The following is a 20,808-nucleotide window of genomic DNA, read 5'->3' as shown; positions in this document are numbered from 1 at the left end:
CGAAGCATTGATGGCTCCTGACATTTTGTGCCTGGCAGGGCCCTCTCTTTCATGGACAAGCGGCCATCAGCCGGGGCAGGTTCCGCTTCCTGATTCGGGTCCGGCTGGAGGCTGGGAACGCCATGGATTTTGCCCTGAGTGACGAGCAGCGGATGATCGTCGACACCGTCCGACGCTTCGTCGACGAGGAACTCGTGCCCTATGAGGACGAGGTCGAGCGCGACAACGCGGTCCGGCCCGATCTGATCGACCAAATCAAAGCCAAGGCGATCGAGACCGGGCTTTATGCCGCCAACATGCCCGAGGATCTGGGCGGCGGCGGGCTCGACGCGCTGACCGTCGCGCTGATGGAAAAGGAGCTGGGGCGCACCAGCTTCGCGTTGCAGTACATCGTCGCGCGCCCCAGCAACATCCTGCGCGCCTGCACCGGCGAGCAGGTCGAGCGTTACCTCCTGGCGACGATCCGGGGCGAGCGCACGGAGTGTCTGGCGCTGACCGAGCCGAACGCGGGTTCTGATCTGCGCTCCATGCAGACGCGGGCGGAACGCGACGGCGAGCACTTCGTCGTCAACGGCAGCAAACACTTCATCAGCTACGCCGATGTCGCCGACTATGCGATCCTGTTCGCCGTCACCGGCACCGAGGAAACGGCCAGGGGCACGAGGAAGAAGATCACCAGCTTCCTGGTCGACAAGGGCACGCCCGGTTACGAGGTGACGACCGGCTCCAACAGCGTGTCGCATCGTGGTTTCCACCACTGCGTGCTCTCCTTCGACGACTGCCGGCTGCACGAAAGCCAGATGCTGGGCGAGGAGCACAAGGGCTTCGACGTTGCTAACAAGTGGCTCGGCGCGACGCGCCTGACTGTCGCCGCGCAATGCCTGGGCCGGGCCGAACGGGTGCTCGACATGGCGGCGGAGTGGGCGGCAAGCCGCAAGCAGTTTGGCCAGGCGATCGGCAAGTTTCAGGGGACGTCATTCAAGCTGGCGGATATGGCGACCGAGTTGGAGGCCGCCGAACTGCTGGTCATGAAGGCCGCCTGGAAGGAAGCCAATGGCGACGTGCGCGACCAGGACTTTGCCATGGCCAAAGTCGCGGCGACCGAGATGCTGGGCCGCGTCACCGACCAGGCGGTGCAGATCTTTGGCGGCATGGGCCTGATGGAAGAGCTGCCGATTGAGCGCTTCTGGCGCGACGCCCGGGTCGAGCGCATTTGGGACGGGACCAGCGAGATCCAGCGCCATATCATCTCGCGCGCGCTTCTGCGGCCCTACGAAAACTGAACCTTTGAGGAGAAGACCATGAGTGACTTCGTCAAGATCGAACGCAAGGGGCCGCTGTGGGAGATGACCTTCGACCGCCCGAAGGCGAACGCCATCAGTGCCGAGGCGAGCCGACAGCTCTCGGCGGCCTTCGTCGCCTTCCGCGACGATGACGAGGCGCGTGTCGCGATCCTGACCGGCGGCGGCGAGAAGTTTTTCTCCGCCGGCTGGGATCTCAAAGCCGCGGCGTCGGGCGAGGGATTGGATGACGATCAGGGCGAGGGTGGTTTCGCCGGCCTGACCGAGCTCTGGTCGCTCGACAAACCGGTTATCGCGGCGGTCAACGGCTACGCCGCCGGCGGCGGTTTTGAACTGGCGCTCGCGGCCGACATGATCGTCGCCGCAGATCACGCGCTCTTCATGCTGCCGGAAGCGACACTCGGTATTATCGCCGACGGTGGTGGTGTCATCCGCCTGCCGCGCCGCATTCCCCGCGCCATCGCCAACGAGATGCTAATGACTGGCCGGCGCATGGACGCCGAAGAGGCCTTGCGTTGGGGACTGGTCAACCGTGTCGTGCCGCAGGCTGAGTTGATGGCCGCGGCCCGCGAGTTGGCCGAACAGGTTTGCCAGTGCGCGCCGCTGTCGCTGCGCGGCACCAAGGCCTCGATCAACGCGATCGAGGCGATGACTGTCGAGGACGCCTACGCCCACATCCGCGCCGGCAAGGTCGAGGCTTACAACGCCATCTTCACGTCGGAGGATTCAAAGGAAGGGCCGCTGGCGTTCTCAGAAGGCCGCGATCCCGTCTGGAAGGGTCGTTAAGTTCGAGACCTACCCCTCACCCAGCTCCGGCTAGGCCCGGAACTCGTCCGGGCCAACCCTAAGCATCCCTCTCCCTCAAGGGGCGAGGGAAACTAGGTTGAGCTCCCTCTCCCCGGCGAGGGAGAGGGCAGGGGTGAGGGGGCCGCACGCGGCAGCGCGCCGACAAACGCTTGCGTTGGGCCGTTGCCGGTGCGAGAACCGGCGACGGCTCTTTTCCTGCTTTGAGGACCTGAAGATGTCGTATCTCGCCAGCCGTCTATCCCGCATCAAGCCGTCGCCGACGATCGCCGTCACCCAGAAGGCGCGGGACCTGAAAGCGCAGGGCCGCGACGTCATCGGCCTGGGCGCGGGCGAGCCCGATTTCGACACGCCCGAGAACATCGTCGAGGCCGCGCACAAGGCGATGAAGGACGGCAAGACCCGCTATACGGCGGTCGCCGGCATTCCCGAACTGCGCGAGGCGATCTGCGCCAAGTTCGAGCGCGACAACAAACTTGCCTACGAGCCCGATCAGGTGACCGTCGGCTGCGGCGGCAAGCAGGTGATCTATAACGCCATGGTGGCGACGCTGGAGCCCGGCGACGAGGTCATCATCCCCGCGCCCTACTGGGTCAGCTACACCGATATCGTGCTGCTGTGCGACGGCACGCCGGTGACGGTGCCGTGTCCGGCGGAAAACGGCTTCAAGATGCGCGCGGAGGATCTTGAAGCCGCGATCACGCCGAAGACCAAGTGGGTGATGCTGAACTCGCCGTCGAACCCGACGGGCGCGGCCTACGCCTGGGACGAGATGAAGGCGCTGACCGATGTCCTGATGCGCCACCCGAACATCCTGATTCTGCCCGACGACATGTACGAGCACATCGTCTATGACGGCTTCCAGTTCTGCACGCCGGCCGAGGTCGAGCCGGGCCTGAAGGATCGCACGCTGACCACCAACGGCGTCAGCAAGGCCTATTGCATGACCGGCTGGCGCGTCGGTTATGCGGCCGGTCCGATCGACCTGATCAAGGCGATGAACAAGGTGCAGTCGCAGTCGACGACGCACACCAGTTCGGTCAGCCAGTACGCGGCGGTCGAGGCGCTGAACGGTCCCCAGGACTTCATCGCCGCGCACAACAAGGTGTTTCAGGAACGCCGCGATCTCGTCGTCTCGATGCTGAACCAGTCCACAGGGATGAGCTGTCCGACGCCGGAGGGCGCGTTCTATGTTTATCCCTCTTGCGCCGGCCTGATCGGCAAGAAGACGCCGGGCGGCACGGAGCTCAAGACCGACGAAGACGTCGTCACCTATCTGCTGGAAGAGGAGGGGGTCGCGGTGGTGCAGGGCGCGGCCTTTGGCCAATCGCCCCATTTCCGCATCAGCTACGCTACGGCCACCGATTTGCTTGAGGAAGCCGGTCAGCGCATCCAACGGGCCTGTGCGGCGGTCACCTGATCGTCATAGGGTTTGATTTGAGCCTTAGGAAAAGTACGTCATTTAGGCTGGACGCCCTAGATAACATAAGGTGTTGGGATGCTGATTAAGCTGAAACGCGGCTGGGAACTTCCTGAATCCGCTGCCACGCCGGAATCCGTCTATATGGACCGGCGCACCCTGGCCAAAGCCATTGCCGCCGGGCCGATCATCGCGGGCGCCGCATCGCTGCCGCTGTCGGGCGCCGATGCATCGGTCATGGATGATGTCGCGGCGCAGATCGCCGACGATCCGACCGCCGATCTTTATCCCGCTCCGCGCAACGAGATGTATCAGGCCGGTCGGCCGATCACCGATGAAGAGGTCAACTCGACCTACAACAACTTTTATGAGTTCGGCAGCCACAAGCAAATCTGGCAGCGTGCCGACGCGCTGCCACGCCGCCCCTGGGCTATCACGTTCGACGGGCTGGTCGAGGAAGAAAAGACCGTCGACATCGATACTCTGATCCGCGCCATGACGCTGGAGGAGCGTGTCTATCGCCACCGCTGCGTCGAGGCCTGGTCCATGGTGGTGCCGTGGACCGGCTTTCCGATGAAGGACCTGGTCGCCTTTGCGCGCCCGCTGGGTTCGGCCAAGTACGTGGTCATGCAGACCTTCTATGACCCGGAAGTCGCGCCGGGTCAGAAACAGTCCTGGTATCCTTGGCCTTACACCGAGGGTGTGACCATCGAAGAGGCTGAGAACGAGCTCTCTTTCATGGTGACCGGCGCCTACGGCCAGCCGATGGCAAACCAGTTCGGCGCGCCGATCCGGCTGCACCTGCCCTGGAAGTACGGCTTCAAGTCGATCAAGTCGATCGTCAGGATCAGCTTCACCGAGGAGCGACCGGTGACGTTCTGGCAGGAACTGATCGATAACGAGTATGGCTTCTGGGCCAACGTGAACCCGGAGGTCGACCATCCGCGCTGGAGCCAGGCGACCGAGCGCGTGATTGGCACCGACGAGCGGATCCCAACTGAGCTTTACAACGGCTACGGCATGTACGTCTCTTACCTCTATGAAGGTTTGGAAGACGAACCGCTTTACATGTAGTCGGAACTCTCTCTTTTGCTGTCATCGCCAGCCCACTCCCTCACCCCGCCACCCCAGGGATGCTGCCATGGGTGGCATCTGCGAATACGCGTCTCGGCGTTTTGCTCCGGACGGAGGGGAGCGGGCCGGTGCCGATCTCCGACGGAAAGCACCAAAAAAAGAGGCCCGGATCCGAGGATCCGGGCCAGTCTATAAGGGAGGCTTCACGTCTGGGAGACGTCGGGACCTAGAAGATCCCGTCCAGGCAGAGCCTGGAATGACACGCTTTCGATCGGGGGGCATCCGTCTCGAAGGGCGGAGGTAACTCCGCTTGTGTCAGAGGAGAATTTAGGAACCGATGATGCGCTGCACAATAAACAGATTGGCAACCCAGCCATGCACAAACGGTGCGTCTGGCGACATAGTAGTGTCATAAGAGCAGATCCCGTTTGAACGGGATCGCTTGGCGATGACGTCAAAACGGGTGAATCCACTCTATTCTTAGATGGTGAGCGGCTTCACGGAGTTGGGCAGAACCGTTTGGCGGCTTTTCCCAAAGACGACCCGCCCAAGAAAAACGGGCCGGATTGGGTAATCCGGCCCGAGTGTCGTTAGGGAGGCTTCACGTCTGGGAGACGCCGGAACCTCAAAGGGTCCCGTCCAGGTCGAAACCTGGTTTGACACGCTTCATCGATCGGGGGGCATCCGTCGATCCAACTGCCGTTGTCGGGCAATCTGACCGTGTCACCAATATATCTAGTAATTGGTTATACAATCTTCCAATTACGGTTAAGCAACCCAGATATGCAAAAAACGCATGACAAGTTAACCCATTGATATTGAATGGTTAAAACTGACTTGTCGCAACCTTTTCGAGCAGAAAGTCACGAAACGCCGTGATGCGCTTCGAGTTTCGCTGTTCCTCCGGATAAACAAAGTAGGCCTCGGCCGTCGGCAGCGGCGCATCGACCTCGATGCGGACCTTGCGGTCCGAGCCCTCGAGAACGTAGTCGGGCAGGATCGCGATGCCCAGGCCGCTTTCGACAGCGCGGCGCATGCCCAGCATGCTGTTGACGGTGAGCGCCGGGCGGCGTTGCGGGCGTCCATTGCCATAGGAATGGGGCAGCCAATCGGGATTGACGACACCGGCCAGCGGCCCGTGGTCATAGACGATCAGCCGATGTTTCTCGAGGTCCTGAAGGGTACGCGGCCGGCCCCACTCCTTCAGATAGCTGGGCGCCGCGTAGAAGTGGAAATGGATGGTCTTCAGATGGCGCAGGATCAGGTCCGGCTGCTGGGGCCGGGTCATGCGGATGGCGACGTCGGCCTCGCGCATCGACAGGTCAAGCTCGCCGTCTTCGACCCGGATGCTGATCGAAATCTCCGGGTAGCGGTCCATGAACTCGATGATGCGCGGCAACAGCCAGATGGTTGAAAAGCCGGTTGTCGCGGTCACCGTCAGGTGGCCATCGGGTCGGTCCTTGCTGTCGGACAGGCGCGCCTCCGCCATGGCGATGCGGGCAAAGACCTCGCGCGCCGTGCGATAGAGCAGTTCGCCCTGTTCGGTCACGATCAGGCCACGGGCATGGCGATGGAACAGCGTCACCTGGAGGTTCTCCTCCAAGGCGCTGATCTGTCGGCTGACCGCCGACTGAGAGAGGTTCAACTGCTCGCCGGCTTTCGTGAAGCTGCCGGCTTCGGCCACGTGATAGAACACACGCAGCTTGTCCCAATCCATATCCGTTACCGCCTCATGCCCCTGGCGGGGCCGTCAGACGTCCGTTCGGTGGACGTCTATTCGGCCGCCACCTGCTCGGCGCTCTCCAGCGCCGCAATGAACTTTTCGGCCTCCAAGGCCGCCATGCATCCGGTTCCCGCCGCGGTTACCGCCTGGCGATAGATCTTGTCCTGCACATCGCCGGCGGCATAGACACCGGGAATGTTGGTCGCCGTACTGTCGGCGGCGGTGATCAGATAGCCTTCGTTGTCCATGTCCAGCAAGCCCTTGAACATCTCCGTGTTCGGGCGGTGGCCGATCGCGATGAAGACACCGTCGAGTGCGATGTCCGACGTGTCGCCGGACTTCACGTTGCGCACACGAATGCCGGTGACGCCAAACGGGTCTTCTTCGCCCAGGACTTCGTCCAGGACCGAGTCCCAGAGGATCTCCACCTTGGGATGGCGAAACAGGCGATCTTGCAGGATCTTCTCGGCGCGCAGCTCGTCGCGTCGATGGATCAACGTCACCTTTGACGCATGGTTGGTCAGATAGAGCGCTTCTTCGACGGCTGTGTTGCCGCCGCCAACCACCGCGACCTGTTTGTCACGGAAGAAGAAACCGTCGCAGGTCGCGCACGCCGAAACGCCGAAGCCCTGGAACCGGGTCTCGCTGTCCAGACCCAACCACTTCGCCTGCGCGCCGGTTGAGACAATCACCACATCGCCGGTATAGGTGTCGCCGGAATCACCGGTCGCCTTGAACGGTCGCGACGTAAAATCGACGGCGGTCACGATGTCATGGATCAACTTGGTACCGACATGGGCCGCCTGCTCGGTCATCTGCTCCATCAGCCAGGGTCCCTGGATGACGTCGGCGAAACCGGGATAGTTCTCGACGTCCGTCGTGATCGTCATCTGGCCGCCCGGTTGGATACCGTGGACCAAGATCGGCTCCAGCCCCGCTCGCGCGGCATAGATCGCAGCCGTCAGGCCGGCCGGGCCCGAACCCAGGATCAGAACCTTGGCATGATGGGTCTCGGCCATCGACGATTTCCTCCACAACAGGCGCTTTCAATGACGGCTCTTATGTAGAGGTTTGTTCCGCCCGGTAAAAGGGGAGAGCGGCAAAAAGCACCGCCATGACCCCTTAGAGCAGATCGCACTCTATCTGAATCGCTTGCGATCCAGATAGAGTGCGTGAATCCGCTCTAACGACTTAATCGAGAGCGGATTCACGTGATTAATCAGAGCCGCCGCGTGGCTCTGATTAATCGCGATCCGCTCTGTATCAGGTTGTGCCCAAATCGATCCACATGGCTATCCACCTCACGAGGCCAATCGCCATCCAAATCAACAATCTAGGGCTGAAAAGCGGCGCTCACGATGTCATGCGGCCGCCCAAGGGTAATCGTCGTCTGATCTCGTGCTATTGCGGGGTTCCCACCTTTGCGACCTTGCCCTTTTCGGCCCGATTGACGATGCTAAAACCATGAAAGTAGAAACCGTTGAGCGCCCGATGTCTGAGAGAACCGCAAAGTTCCACATTGGCGACATCGTTCACCACCGCGTGTTCCCGTTTCGTGGCGTGATTTTTGATGTCGATCCGGTGTTCGCGAACACCGAGGAATGGTGGTTGTCGATCCCCGAAGACGTCCGGCCGTCCAAGGACCAGCCCTATTACCATCTGCTGGCCGAGAACGAGCAGACCAGCTATGTCGCCTATGTGTCGGAGCAAAACCTGGTGCTTGATGACACCCAGGCGCCGGTCTCCCATCCCCAGGTCAACGATATCTTCGCCGGCATCGTGAACGGGCGCTACGTGCCCAGGCACAACGCCGCGAACTAGGTTTGCCGAACTGTTTCGCTAACGCGTAACTCGCACCGGTCCACTCCCCCTCCTCCGGGGCAAAATGCCGAGAGGCGTTTTCGCCAAGGCCACCCCGAAGATACTGCCATGCGTGGCCGTGAGCGTGCCGGTGATGCCAAGCGACTAAACATCCACACCGCGCGCGATGAGTTTGGCACGGATCGTCTCGGCGACCCCTGCCGTGTCGTCGAGCGGCGCCGGCGACCAGTCGTCGAGGCTGCCGTCAAACCGGCGGACATGGCCGCCTTCCAGCATCATCTGGTGAAATGCTTGGAACTTCGCTGAACCGCCGGGCAGGTCGACCACATAGACCGGTTTACCCGCGGCACAGGCTTCGGTGACCATGTTGACGGAATCGCCTGTCACGATGATCGCGTCCGCCAGTCCCAGCCAGCCGGGATAGGGGTTGTCGCCGGTACCGTCCCAAACCGTGGTGCGGTCCGCCGGCAGGGCTTCGGTCAGCGCGCGGGTCTGCGCCTCGCCGGTGCGCCGAGATGTCGTCACCAGCAGGCTGCCGGGAAGTTTGGCGAGGTTGGCGGCTAGCGCCTCGGCCTCGGCCATGCCAAACGAGTAGACACGGTTCGCGCCGCCGACCAGCACCACGGTGACTGGTCGAGATAGCGTCGCCGCGAGGTCGGTGAAGCGGGCGGCTTCGCGTGCCAGAACCTCGGCCGTCAAGCCGTGGAGCGAGCCTGTCGTGCTGATCACGTTCGGTCCTTCCAACCGGTCATGACGCGGCGCCACGACCAGGTCGAACTCGTCCAGCGCCATCACCGGGTTCTGCACCTGAACGGTGAAGGTCTTGCCGCCGGATGCCCGGCGAATTGCTTTTGCCGGCGCCGCGGATTTACGGCCCGACGCGATCAGCAAATCCGGCCAGGGCGGTGCAAGCAGATCACCTTCCGGTCCAGGCCCAGCAAGTGGTGCGAACCAGAGCTGGGGTGGCAGCCAACGCCATGGGGCGCGGACCTTGATGCGTTTGATGTTGAATGGCAGACCGACACGTTCGGCCAACCCGATGCACTGTTTCTCCGTGCCGATAATGCCGTCGGTGACGACCCAGGCGTGGGCTTTGGGCGGCTCGGACAAACTCAGTACGGCATTGCCGAATAGGACTGCAGCGGCGCCACGTCCAAGGCATCGTCGCGCATGGCGGCGATCGCCTGAACCATGGCCCGTGCGCCGGCAATGGTGGTGGCGTAAGGCAGCCGCTTGATCAGCGCTGTGCGGCGCAGGCTGAAGCTATCGGCGATCGACTTGGCGCCCTCGGTGGTATTGATAAGGAGATCGATGCGGTCGTCCGTCAGCCAATCGACGATATGGGGTGGTCCTTCCAACACCTTGTTGATGGTCTCGACCTCGAGGCCTGCCTCGACAAGAGTCCGCGCCGTGCCGCGTGTCGCGACCAGCGTGAAGCCGAGCTCGACCAACTGGCGCGCCATGGCGATGGCCGCCGGCTTGTCGCGGTCCCTAACCGAGATGAAGACCTGGCCGGATTGGGGCAGGGTGCTGCCCGCTGCCAGCTGGGCCTTGGCAAAGGCGTGGGCGAAGTCGCGGTCCAGACCCATGACCTCGCCGGTCGACTTCATCTCCGGGCCCAGAATGATGTCGACATCGGGGAAGCGGGCGAACGGGAAGACCGCTTCCTTGACCGCCATGTGGTCGGGCGTGTGTTCCCGAAGCTTGAAGTCCTTCAGTTTCTCGCCCGCCATGATGCGCGCGGCGATCTTGGCGATCGGCACGCCAATGGTCTTGGCGACAAACGGTACCGTGCGGCTGGCGCGCGGGTTGACCTCCAGCAGATAGATCTCGCCGTCCTTGGTGGCGAACTGCACGTTCATCAATCCGATGACGCCAAGCGCCTTGGCGAGCGCCACGGTCTGGCGGCGCATCTCCTCGACCAGATCGCCGTTCAGCGAATGAGGCGGGAGTGAGCAGGCGGAGTCGCCGGAATGCACGCCGGCCTCTTCGATATGCTGCAGGATGCCGGCGACAAACACATCCTCGCCGTCGGCCAGCGCGTCGACATCGACCTCGATCGCGTCATCCAGGAACCGGTCGATCAGGATCGGGTTGCCGCCCGACGACGCGACGGCTTGGTCCAGATAACGCTCCAGGCCGTCATCGCCATAGACGATTTCCATGGCGCGGCCGCCCAGCACATAGGAGGGACGCACAACCACCGGATAGCCGATGCGTTCGGTCACCGCGCGCGCTTCGTCCAGCGTCATGCAGGTGCCGTTCTCCGGCTGCTTGAGATCGAGCTCGTTGAGCAGAACCTGGAAGCGTTTGCGGTCCTCGGCCCGGTCGATCGCATCGGGCGACGTGCCGATGATCGGAATGCCGCTCTCTTCCAGCGCCTTGGCCAGCTTCAGCGGCGTCTGGCCGCCGAACTGCACGATGACACCCTTCAGATTGCCACGGCTCATCTCGACCCGCGCGATCTCGATCACGTCCTCGGCGGTCAGCGGTTCGAAATAGAGCCGGTCGGAGGTGTCGTAGTCGGTCGAGACGGTCTCGGGATTGCAGTTGACCATGATGGTCTCGATGCCCGCTTCCTCCAGACCGTAGCAGGCGTGGACGCAGCAATAGTCGAACTCGATACCCTGGCCGATCCGATTCGGGCCGCCGCCCAGGATCATCACCTTGTCGCGGTCGCTGGGCGCGGCCTCGCATTCTGGCTCATTGATGCCGTCGCCTTCGTAGCAGCCGTACATATAGGACGTCTGGCTGGAGAACTCGGCCGCACAGGTGTCGATGCGTTTGTAGACCGGCCACACCTTGGTGTCGTGCCGGCGCCTGCGGACCTCGGTTTCGTCGAGGCTGGAGAGTTCGGCTAGCCGTGCGTCGGAGAAACCGAGCTTCTTCAAGCGCAGCAGGCCGATACGGTCCGTCGGCAGCCCGTTCTCGCGGATGTCCGCTTCGGCGTCGACGATGTCGCGCATCTGCTCGAGATACCAGGGATCGAAATGGGTGATGGCGTTGATCTCGTCGTCGCTCAGCCCGTGCCGCATGGCCTGGGCGATCGCCAGCAAACGGTCCGGCGTCGGCTTGGCGAGCGCGCCGATGATGCCGTCCTTCGACGTGTCGTCGAAGGTGATCTCGTTGAGGCCGGTCAGCCCGGTCTCCATGGAGCGCAACGCCTTCTGCAGGGACTCCGCGAAACACCGGCCGATCGACATCGCTTCGCCGACCGACTTCATGGATGTGGTCAGCAGCGGTTCGGTGCCAGCGAACTTCTCGAACGTAAAGCGCGGCATCTTGGTGACAATGTAGTCGATGCTCGGCTCGAACGAGGCCGGGGTGACGCCGGTGATGTCGTTCTGGATCTCGTCCAGCGTGTAGCCGACGGCGAGTTTGGCGGCGACCTTGGCGATCGGGAAACCGGTCGCTTTCGACGCCAGCGCAGACGAACGCGAGACCCTGGGGTTCATCTCGATCACGATCAGGCGCCCGTCCGCCGGGTTAACGGCGAACTGCACGTTTGAGCCGCCGGTGTCGACGCCGATCTCGCGCAGCACCGCCAGCGAGGCGTTGCGCATGATCTGGTATTCCTTGTCGGTCAGCGTCAGCGACGGCGCGACGGTGATCGAGTCGCCGGTGTGCACGCCCATGGGATCGACGTTCTCGATCGAGCAGACGATGATGCAGTTGTCGGCGCGGTCGCGCACGACCTCCATCTCGTATTCCTTCCAGCCGACGATCGACTCCTCGACCAGGACCTCGTCGGTCGGGCTCGCCTCGATGCCGCGGCGCACGATGTCGTAGAACTGCTCACGGTTATAGGCGATGCCGCCGCCGGTGCCGCCCAGGGTAAAGCTGGGCCGGATGATCGCCGGCAGGCCGATCGCTTCCAAGGCCTCGGTCGCCTCGTCGATGTTGTGGGCCAGCCGGCTCTCGGCGCATTCCAGGCCGATGCGGCCCATGGCGTCGCGGAAGAGTTCGCGGTCCTCGGCCATGTCGATGGCCTCGCGCGTCGCGCCGATCATCTCGACGCCGTGCTCCTTCAGGACTCCATCGCGCGCAAGCGTCAGCGCGGTGTTCAGCCCGGTCTGGCCGCCCATGGTCGGCAGCAGCGCATCTGGCTTTTCCTTGGCGATGACGCGGGCGACCAGCTCCGGCGTGATCGGCTCGATATAGGTCGCGTCCGCCAGGCCCGGGTCGGTCATGATCGTGGCGGGGTTGGAGTTCACCAGGATCACCCGGTAACCCTCCTCCTTCAGCGCCTTGCACGCCTGCGCGCCCGAATAGTCGAACTCGCACGCCTGGCCGATGATGATAGGCCCGGCCCCGATGATCAGGATCGACTTTATGTCCGTGCGCTTAGGCATCCGGAGGGAACCTTGATTCTATAGACCCCTCACCCTGTCCCTCTCCCTCAAGGGGAGAGGGGACGCGGTGGTGGCTTTGCGGCCCTCTCCCCTGGAGGGAGAGGGAGGGACCCGTCGCGTTAGCGATGGGAGGGTGAGGGGGCCTGGCGCGGTTACTGATCACAATCCCGCCCTTCCATTGCGTGCTCGATGACAGTCAGTGCGCCTTCGATGTTCTTCAAGATATCCGCGTTCCAAAGGCGCAAGACCCGGTAGCCCCGCTCACGAAAGTACGCATCTCTCTTCTGGTCGCGCGCGCTATCGGCATGTTGACCACCATCCGCTTCAACGATCAGCTTCGCATCGAAGCAGACGAGGTCCACGACATAGGGACCAAGCGGAACCTGGCGGCGGAACTTATGCCCGCCCAGGTCACGATTGTGGAGATGACGCCACAAAACCGTCTCCGCGTCCGTCTGGCGCTTGCGCAACGATTGGGCCGCTTGCGTTCGCTTGGGCCGGTTCATGACGTCGTCCCCATCGCGTCGACGAAGCGGTCGAACAGGTAACGGCTGTCCTGCGGGCCGGGGCTGGCTTCCGGGTGGTACTGGACCGAGAACACCGGCTTGTCGGTCATCTTGAGGCCGGCGAGCGTGCCGTCGAAGAGGCTGACATGGGTGCAGGCGACGCCCGCCGGCAGGCTTTCCTTGTCGACAACGAAGCCGTGGTTCTGGCTGGTGATCTCGACCGCGCCGGTCTCCAGGTTCTTGATCGGATGGTTGGCGCCGCGGTGGCCGTTGAACATCTTGATCGTCTTCGCGCCCAAGGCCAGCGCCAGCATCTGATGGCCCAGGCAGATGCCGAAGACAGGCTTGCCGGTTTCGACCAGATCCTTGATGACGGGGACGGCGTAGGCGCCGGTCGCGGCGGGATCGCCCGGCCCGTTGGAGAGAAAGATGCCGTCGGGCTCATGACGCATGATGTCGTCGGTCGAGGCGGAAGCCGGCACGACCGTCACGTCGCAGCCGCGTTCGGCCAGATGGCGCAGGATGTTGTGCTTGATCCCGTAGTCGACGGCGACGACCTTGTGCCGGCTTTCGCCGCGTTCGCCATAACCCCCGTCCAGGCGCCACAAGGTTTGATCCCACTTATAGGTCTGCCGGCAGGTAACGTCCTTGGCGAGGTCCATGCCTTCGAGGCCCGGGAAGGCCGTGATCGCCGCGCGCGCTTCGTCCAGGTCGATATTGCCGTGGGTGATCGCGGCGGACTGAAATCCCTCGTCGCGGATCAGCCGCGTCAGGCGGCGCGTGTCGATACCGGCGATGCCCATCAGGTTGCCGGCCGAAAGCCAGCGGTCCAGATGCTGGCTGGCGCGGAAGTTCGACGGCTGCGTCACATCGGCGCGCAGCACCAGACCGCGTGCGGCGGGCACGGTGGATTCGATGTCCTCGGCATTGGCGCCGACATTGCCGATATGGGGGAAGGTGAAAGTGATGATCTGGCCGGCATAGGACGGGTCGGTCAGGATCTCCTGATAGCCCGTCATCGCCGTGTTGAAACAGATCTCGCCGACCGTGCAGCCCTTGACGCCCAGTCCATAGCCCCAAAATACCGATCCATCGCTCAGAACTAGAGCCGCCGTTGCCCAAGGCGCCGGCGTTGAATCGGTTGCGACCATGCGTTCCTGTAACCGTGCGGAAGGACCGCCGTGCCCAACGGCGGATCGCGCAGGGTATAAGCAAATCCCGTGCCGAGGTCAAGCCTTCCTAGTTTTGATTTTTTGTTCTATTTCATGTATTTAGAGAAACGACGTGATTCGACACACAGGCGCGTGCTGTTTATGATGGCCGCCTTCTTCTGGGAGCCCGGTCAAGGGCATGACACTGCGACAAGAGATTACCGACGCTTTGAAGCAGGCCGTCAAAGCGAAGGACAAATGCACGACATCGACGCTGAGGTTGGTGCAGGCGGCGCTTAAGGACCGCGACATCGCCGCGCGTGGCGCTGGTTCGTCCAACGGCGTGCCTGACGAGCAGGTGCTCGACCTCTTGGCCAAGATGGTGCGCCAGCGCCAGGAAGCCGCCGACCAGTTCCGCAAGGGGCAGCGGCCCGAACTCGCCGAGCAGGAAGAGGCCGAGATCGACGTCATCCGTCGTTTCATGCCCAAGCAGATGGACGATGCCGAAACCGCCGCGGTCATCGACAAGGTCATAGCGACGACCGAGGCAAAAGGTCTGAAGGACATGGGCCGTGTCATGGCGATGCTGAAAGAAAACTATCCCGGTCAGATCGACGCCGGCAAAGCGAGCGCGCTCGTCAAACAGCGCTTGAGCTGAGGCGGCGCGGCTCCCGTGACGATCCCGCCGCAATTCCTTGATGAGATCCGCGCCCGCGTTTCGCTGGCCGACCTCGTCGGCCGCTCGGTCAAGCTGACCCGGCGCGGTCGCGAGCATCTCGGCCTCTGTCCTTTCCATAACGAGAAGACGCCTTCGTTCACGGTGGCCGAGGACAAGGGTTTCTTCCACTGCTTTGGCTGCGGCGCCCATGGCAGCGTGATCGATTGGGTGATGCGCACGGAGAACCTGGCGTTCCCGGAGGCGGTCGAACAGCTCGCCGGCCTGGCCGGCCTGGAAATGCCGCGCCAGACACCGGAAGAAAGGGAGCGCGCCAAACGTGCGGCGACCTTGCACGATGTCCTGGAGACGGCGTGCCTCTGGTTCCAGGGCGAGCTCGCCGGGACCGGCGGCGCCGATGCGCGCGCTTACCTAAGAGAGCGCGGTCTGAAGCGCGGCACGGTTGAGCGTTTTCGCTTGGGCCTGGCGCCCGATGGCCGCGACCGGCTGATCCGCCATTTAAGGGACAAGGACATCAAGCCCGAGTTGATCGAGCAGGCTGGGCTTCTGACCGGCGGTGACGACGGGCGCGATCCCATCGACAAGTTCCGCCATCGCCTGATGTTCCCGATCACCGACCGCGGCGGCCGGGTTGTCGCCTTCGGCGGCCGGGCGCTGGGCGACCATCCGGCGAAGTACATGAACTCGCCGGCGACCGCCTTGTTCGACAAGGGTCGCATGCTCTACGGCTTCGCCCAGGCGCGCAAACCGGCCCATGACGCTGGCACGGTGATCGTTGCCGAGGGCTACATGGATGTCATCGCGCTCGCCCAGGCCGGCTTCGAGCATGCGGTGGCGCCGCTGGGGACCGCGCTGACGGAGTCCCAGCTGATGTTGCTGTGGAAGCTGGCGGACGAGCCGGTGCTGTGTTTCGACGGCGATGCGGCGGGCCTGCGCGCGGCGATGCGTGCGGTCGATCGCGCGCTCCCCATGTTGGAGCCCGGCCGCTCGCTGCGTTTTGCCATGCTGCCGCCGGGCGAAGACCCCGACAGTCTGATCCAGGCACGCGGGCCCGGCGCCATGGCCCAGGTCGAGACGGGCGCGGCGCCCCTGATCGACATGTTGTGGCGTGCCCAGTGCGAGGGCCGGCGCGTCGATACGCCGGAGAAGCGGGCGGGTCTGGAGCGCGATTTGAACCAGGCGGTGGCGCGGATCAGCAACCAGAACGTGCAGTTTCACTACAGAAATGCCATCAGGGAGAAGCTCAGGACGGCGTTTCGGCCGGCGCGCGGCGGGGGACGTCGCCAGGAGACCGGCCGCGCTGGCCGCCGATATGACGCACGGCCCGGCCTGCCACAAGGTCCCGGCGTGCCCGAGATGAAACCGTCCGATCCCCTGGGCGCGGGTGCTAAAGGTGTGAATCTAAGGGCAGAACGGCTCCTGGTCGGGCTTCCGCTGGTGCATCCGCCGTTGATCGAGCGGGTCGCCGATCGGATGATGGAGATTCATCTGGAAACGCCTGGTTTTGACGAGGTCCGCCGCGCCCTGCTTGATGTTGCGGCGACCCACGAGACGCTTGACAGTGAGGTCATCCATCGCCACCTGTCTGACCACGGATTGGTGGACGTCGTGAACCGGATCGCAGGCGAGCGTGGGGCGCGGTTGACCAGTCCTTTGGCGTGCTTTGAGACGGTGGACGAGGCCGAGAGATTGTGGCAACACACCTTCGACCTTCACCAACAGCAGCATTGGGATGCGGAACTGGCGGCCGACGTGGCCGCTTTTGCCGACAACCCAAGCGACGAAACGTGGCAACGGCTCAAGGCGCGGCAGGAGCATAAGCAGGCAACCGAGGCGCGGGTAACGGAGATTGACCCCGCACTCGCCTCGGTCGGAGAACGATCCTAAGCGGCGGCAGGGTAGGCGGCCGACGAGACAAAGGGGCGGTCCGCAGGCGCGATGCACCGGCCGCGGACTCTAAGGAGAAGAACAGGCATGGCGACCAAACCGGCTGAAGCTGAAACCGACGAACGCAGCGGCGACGCTGGCGACGACCCTCTTCTTGATTCCGTCAATGCCGCGATCAAGAAGATGGTCGCCAAGGGCAAAGAGCGCGGCTACGTCACCGTCGACGAGATTTCAGACGCCATGCCCCAGGACGAGGTGACCTCCGAGCAGATCGAGGACACCATGGCGATGCTCTCGGAAATGGGCATCAACGTCGTCGAGAGCGAAGAAAGCGACGACGCCGCGACTGACGACAACGCCGCCACCAAAGACAAAGCCGCCACGCCGGCCCAGACAACCACCACCACCGAAGCGCCCGAGATGGGCTACACCGACGACCCCGTGCGCATGTATCTGCGCGAGATGGGCCGCGTCGAGTTGTTGTCGCGCGAAGGCGAGATTGCCATCGCCAAGCGCATCGAGGCCGGCCGCGACCGGATGATCCGCGGCATTTGCGAAAGCCCGCTGACGCTGCGCGCCATCGTCGCCTGGCGCGACATGCTGCAGGAAGAACAGGTTCTGCTGCGCGACATCATCGACCTTGAGGGCACCTATGGCGGCGGTCCGGACGGTGCGAACAACGCCAACAATGCCAATGGAGCGAACGCCGCCAACGCCGCCAATGGTGCCAACGGCGCCGGAAACGGCGCGGCGACCGAGCAGGCGGCAGCCCCCGCCTCGTCCGGCAACGGCGCTGCGGCCAATGGCGCCGATGACAAGCCGAAGCCGGAAAAGACCAAGGCCGAGAACGGCGAGGACGAAGAGGCGACCGCCGACGGCGAAACCGACGACGATGACGATGATGACGCCGAGGCCAATGTATCGCTGGCGGCGATGGAGCAGGCTCTGCTGCCCGACGTCATGCAGACCTTTAACCAGGTCGCACGCGCCTATAACCGCCTGAAGAAGGTTCAGCAGGAACGCCTGGCCGCCAAGATGTCGGGCGAGGAACTGCCGGCCGCGACGCGCCGGCGCTACGACAAGCTGAACCGAGAGATCTACGAGCTCGTCAGCAAGGTCAAGCTGCACAACAACCGTATCGAGGCGATGGTCGACGCGCTCTACGGTTACAACCGCCGCCTGCTGAACGCCGAAGGGACGTTGCTGAAGCTGGCCGTGCGCCGCGGCATCAAGCGCCCGGAGTTCCTGGAGCACCATGTCGGCCACGAGCTGAAGCCCGATTGGATCGAGCATGTCGCCGGCCTGAAGAGCCGCGGCTGGTCGACCTATGTCGAGCGCGACGGCGAACGCATCATGGAGATGCGCAACGAGATGGTCGGCGTGTCGCGCGAGACCGAACTCGACATCGCCGAATTCAAGCGCATCGTGCACACCGTCCAGAAGGGCGAGAAGGAAGCGAGCCAAGCGAAGAAGGAAATGGTCGAGGCAAACCTGCGCCTGGTCATCTCGATCGCCAAGAAGTACACCAACCGCGGCCTGCAGTTCCTGGACCTGATCCAGGAAGGCAATATCGGCCTGATGAAAGCGGTCGATAAGTTCGAGTACCGGCGCGGCTACAAGTTCTCGACCTACGCGACCTGGTGGATCCGCCAGGCGATCACCCGCTCGATCGCCGACCAGGCGCGCACCATCCGTATCCCCGTGCACATGATCGAGACGATCAACAAGCTGGTCAGGACCAGCCGTCAGATGCTGCACGAGATCGGCCGCGAGCCGACGCCCGAGGAATTGGCCGAAAAGCTCGGCATGCCGCTTGAGAAGGTCCGCAAGGTCTTGAAGATCGCCAAAGAGCCGATCAGCCTCGAAACGCCGATCGGCGATGACGAGGACAGCCACTTGGGCGACTTCATCGAGGACAAGAACGCGGTGCTGCCGGTCGACGCGGCGATCCACGGCAACCTGCGCGAATCCACGACCAATGTTTTGGCGAGCCTGACGCCGCGTGAGGAGCGTGTCTTGCGCATGCGCTTCGGCATCGGCATGAACACCGATCACACGCTGGAAGAAGTCGGCCAGCAGTTCTCGGTCACCCGCGAACGCATCCGCCAGATCGAGGCCAAGGCGCTCCGCAAGCTCAAGCACCCCAGCCGCAGCCGCAAGCTCAGAAGCTTCCTCGATACCTAACCGTCAGAGGCTGTTTGCGGCCGGTTCCACCGGATCATCAGGCAGTAAGCCAAGCGTCTCTCAAGGACGAACGAGACCGCAGTCCGTGCCCGACGCCGGCTCGCCAGGCCGCGCGAAGTGCTTGGGGAAGATCTGCGCCAGATAGCGCAAGCAGTCTTCGCGCGCCATCTGCCGATTGACCTCTTTTGGATACAGCAACATGTTGAGCCATAGGCCGTCGACGATGGATTCGATGCTGCGTGTCAGCGATTCGGCATCCAGGTTTTGATAACAGCCGTCGTCGATCAGATCCTGACAGCAGCGCAGCAGTTCCTCGGCCCGCTCGTCGTCGTAGCGGTACCGCATCTTCAGATAGTTGGGCCTGTAGCGCGCCTGACCCCAGAACGCGAACCACACGGCAAGCTTCTTGCCGGTGCAGATTTTGGGATCGAAGTCGGCGCCGACAATCGCGGCAAGCTGGCGCGCCGGTTCCGGTCCTGCATTCGCCACCGCGGCGCGCCAGCAGTCATAGTGCTCGGTCGCAAGGAAGCCGAGCGTCTCGATATAGAGGTCTTCCTTGCTCTTGAAGTGGAAGTTGACGATGCCGTGGGAGAGCTTCGCGGTCTTCGTCACCGTTTCCAGTGTCGTGCCGGAAAAGCCGCGCTTGGAGATCGAGTCGAGCGTCGCGTTGATCAGCTGCTGGCGCCGCGCTTCCTTCGTCGCGGTGCGCCCGGCGCCCGCCTTCTTCGCTGTATGAGTTTCGGGCATCAGACCAGCCTGGCGGGGTGAGACGGCGCCGGCATCGCCGCTGCGCGCAGCGTCAAGGTGGACCAAACGGCGGCGAGCCGTTGCCGGACCGCCGCCTTTTTGGTTGGGCCGAGGTTTGTCAAAGCCTTTTGAGCGATGTCGGCGATCTCAAACGGTCGCGGCCTAACCCTCGTCCAACTGCGCCTGCGTCGTGACGCCATCGATGCTTCGCGGTTCGCCGTAGCCCGCCGGCGGCCAAGCCAGGCAACGGTCTTGATCGGCGCCGGTCAGGAAACCGCCGGCAGCGCCGTCGGGCCCGCCCCAGCGGTCGGACTGGCCGTTGTCACGGTAGTTATAGAACAGGTACTCGGTCTCCAGGTCATAGCCTAGGGCGACCGCTTGTTCGGTCAGATTGCCGTTTTCGTCGACCCAGGCGATGCCGTTGGCGTCCAGGAAGTAGTCGTCGGCCATGACGCCAAGGAGAAACTCGTTGCATTCATCACCATGACCGAAGTCACGGTTGTCGAGCGTGCGGCCGATGCGGGCGTTACACTCCGGTGTAATGTCGTTCATGCCGTAGAACGACGACTCCATGAAGGGTGAGCCATCCCATTCGATCAGACGACCGTCCTCGTCGGTGGCGAAATGGCCGCCGGCGGTGTGCAGCATCAGCCACCAGCCCTCGGCCTCTTCCTCGGCAACCGTCCTGATGTAGTCGCGGTACCACTCGACGTAATAGCCGTAGGACTCCCACGGCCAGTCGACGACGCCGGTCAACGCCTGGCAGTCGTAGTCGTCCTCGGCGCAGGTGCCGCCGCGTTCACCTTCGGTGTTGTAATAGGCCCAGCAGATGGTCGATTGGCCGAGATCGGTGTTGTCGTAGCGCTTTTGCAGATCGTAGAGATGGGCGTGGATAACGGGATAACGAATGCTGTCGAGCAGCTGTTGCGAGGGTTCCAGTGTCAGGAGCCCGTTCTCCGAATCGATGATCAGCGTGATCTCGCCGTTGACGTTCGGGTCGCCGTTCGGAACCCAGCCGGGTTCGTAGCTGTTGGGCGCCCCGCAGACCTGGAACGTGTAGGTCAACAGCTCGGCGCGTGCGGTCGCCGTGAGCGCCATCGCGACGGCGACGATGGCGGCCAATCCAAACGTCTTGAGAGTCTTCGCGATCATGGTGTTCTCC

At 63.3% G+C, this 20,808-nt stretch carries 16 protein-coding genes; 8 read left to right on the top strand and 8 right to left on the bottom strand.

The features are described from left to right. Window positions 1-122 precede the first annotated feature (122 nt). The 4 genes from AAF563_03765 to msrP all read left to right on the top strand — a co-directional run bounded on the left by AAF563_03765 (window position 123) and on the right by msrP (window position 4,599). On the top strand, window positions 123-1,283 hold the full coding sequence (locus AAF563_03765) for an acyl-CoA dehydrogenase family protein (protein MEM7120367.1): 1,161 nt from the start codon (window positions 123-125) through the stop codon (window positions 1,281-1,283). A gap of 18 nt (window positions 1,284-1,301) precedes the next feature. Further along, window positions 1,302-2,087, top strand: coding sequence for an enoyl-CoA hydratase-related protein (locus AAF563_03760; protein MEM7120366.1), 786 nt, complete (start codon window positions 1,302-1,304; stop codon window positions 2,085-2,087). A gap of 235 nt (window positions 2,088-2,322) precedes the next feature. Next, window positions 2,323-3,525: a pyridoxal phosphate-dependent aminotransferase gene (locus AAF563_03755; GenBank protein MEM7120365.1), complete on the top strand. Its 1,203-nt coding sequence runs from the start codon at window positions 2,323-2,325 to the stop codon at window positions 3,523-3,525. A gap of 78 nt (window positions 3,526-3,603) precedes the next feature. Further along, window positions 3,604-4,599, top strand: coding sequence for a protein-methionine-sulfoxide reductase catalytic subunit MsrP (gene msrP, locus AAF563_03750; GenBank protein ID MEM7120364.1), 996 nt, complete (start codon window positions 3,604-3,606; stop codon window positions 4,597-4,599). Window positions 4,600-5,425: 826 nt separating this feature from the next. Here msrP and AAF563_03745 read toward each other — a convergent pair. Beyond that, window positions 5,426-6,316 (bottom strand): LysR family transcriptional regulator, encoded by an 891-nt coding sequence (locus AAF563_03745; protein ID MEM7120363.1) that lies wholly within the window; start codon window positions 6,314-6,316, stop codon window positions 5,426-5,428. 56 nt (window positions 6,317-6,372) lie between these two features. Further along, entirely contained in the window at window positions 6,373-7,341 is a 969-nt protein-coding gene (gene trxB / locus AAF563_03740) for a thioredoxin-disulfide reductase (protein ID MEM7120362.1), read from the bottom strand. Window positions 7,342-7,813: 472 nt separating this feature from the next. Here trxB and hspQ point away from each other — a divergent pair, with 472 nt between their 5' ends. Continuing rightward, on the top strand, window positions 7,814-8,143 hold the full coding sequence (gene hspQ, locus AAF563_03735) for a heat shock protein HspQ (protein MEM7120361.1): 330 nt from the start codon (window positions 7,814-7,816) through the stop codon (window positions 8,141-8,143). A 144-nt stretch (window positions 8,144-8,287) separates the two neighbouring features. Here the strand turns inward: hspQ and AAF563_03730 are convergent, their stop codons facing one another. The 4 genes from AAF563_03730 to carA all read right to left on the bottom strand — a co-directional run bounded on the left by AAF563_03730 (window position 8,288) and on the right by carA (window position 14,152). Then, on the bottom strand, window positions 8,288-9,253 hold the full coding sequence (locus AAF563_03730) for a mitochondrial fission ELM1 family protein (GenBank protein ID MEM7120360.1): 966 nt from the start codon (window positions 9,251-9,253) through the stop codon (window positions 8,288-8,290). A gap of 2 nt (window positions 9,254-9,255) precedes the next feature. Then, window positions 9,256-12,495, bottom strand: a complete 3,240-nt coding sequence (gene carB, locus AAF563_03725; GenBank protein MEM7120359.1) for a carbamoyl-phosphate synthase large subunit — start codon at window positions 12,493-12,495, stop codon at window positions 9,256-9,258. Between the two features lie 152 nt (window positions 12,496-12,647). Continuing rightward, a complete protein-coding gene (locus AAF563_03720) occupies window positions 12,648-13,001 on the bottom strand; it encodes a DUF559 domain-containing protein (protein MEM7120358.1) in 354 nt (117 codons plus the stop codon). Continuing rightward, window positions 12,998-14,152, bottom strand: coding sequence for a glutamine-hydrolyzing carbamoyl-phosphate synthase small subunit (gene carA / locus AAF563_03715; protein ID MEM7120357.1), 1,155 nt, complete (start codon window positions 14,150-14,152; stop codon window positions 12,998-13,000). Before carA ends, AAF563_03720 begins: the two co-directional genes overlap by 4 nt. 199 nt (window positions 14,153-14,351) lie before the next feature. Between carA and AAF563_03710 the strand changes: the two genes are divergently transcribed. From AAF563_03710 to rpoD, 3 genes are all read left to right on the top strand, one after another. After that, window positions 14,352-14,810, top strand: a complete 459-nt coding sequence (locus AAF563_03710) for a GatB/YqeY domain-containing protein (protein MEM7120356.1) — start codon at window positions 14,352-14,354, stop codon at window positions 14,808-14,810. 15 nt (window positions 14,811-14,825) lie between these two features. Further along, entirely contained in the window at window positions 14,826-16,715 is a 1,890-nt protein-coding gene (dnaG, locus tag AAF563_03705) for a DNA primase (protein MEM7120355.1), read from the top strand. 87 nt (window positions 16,716-16,802) lie between these two features. Beyond that, window positions 16,803-18,899 carry an RNA polymerase sigma factor RpoD gene (gene rpoD, locus AAF563_03700; GenBank protein MEM7120354.1) on the top strand — a complete coding sequence of 699 codons (2,097 nt, stop codon included), beginning with the start codon at window positions 16,803-16,805 and terminating at the stop codon, window positions 18,897-18,899. A gap of 60 nt (window positions 18,900-18,959) precedes the next feature. Here the strand turns inward: rpoD and AAF563_03695 are convergent, their stop codons facing one another. Then, window positions 18,960-19,646, bottom strand: coding sequence for a TetR family transcriptional regulator C-terminal domain-containing protein (locus AAF563_03695; protein ID MEM7120353.1), 687 nt, complete (start codon window positions 19,644-19,646; stop codon window positions 18,960-18,962). Between the two features lie 162 nt (window positions 19,647-19,808). After that, window positions 19,809-20,798 carry a hypothetical protein gene (locus tag AAF563_03690; protein ID MEM7120352.1) on the bottom strand — a complete coding sequence of 330 codons (990 nt, stop codon included), beginning with the start codon at window positions 20,796-20,798 and terminating at the stop codon, window positions 19,809-19,811. Between the last annotated feature and the right edge of the window lie 10 nt (window positions 20,799-20,808).

This window comes from Pseudomonadota bacterium (assembly GCA_039028155.1).
In the GTDB taxonomy this organism is placed as follows: Bacteria; Pseudomonadota; Alphaproteobacteria; order SP197; family SP197; genus JANQGO01.
Note: the sequence above shows the minus strand (reverse complement) of the source record. Positions and strands in the feature narration are given on the sequence as shown.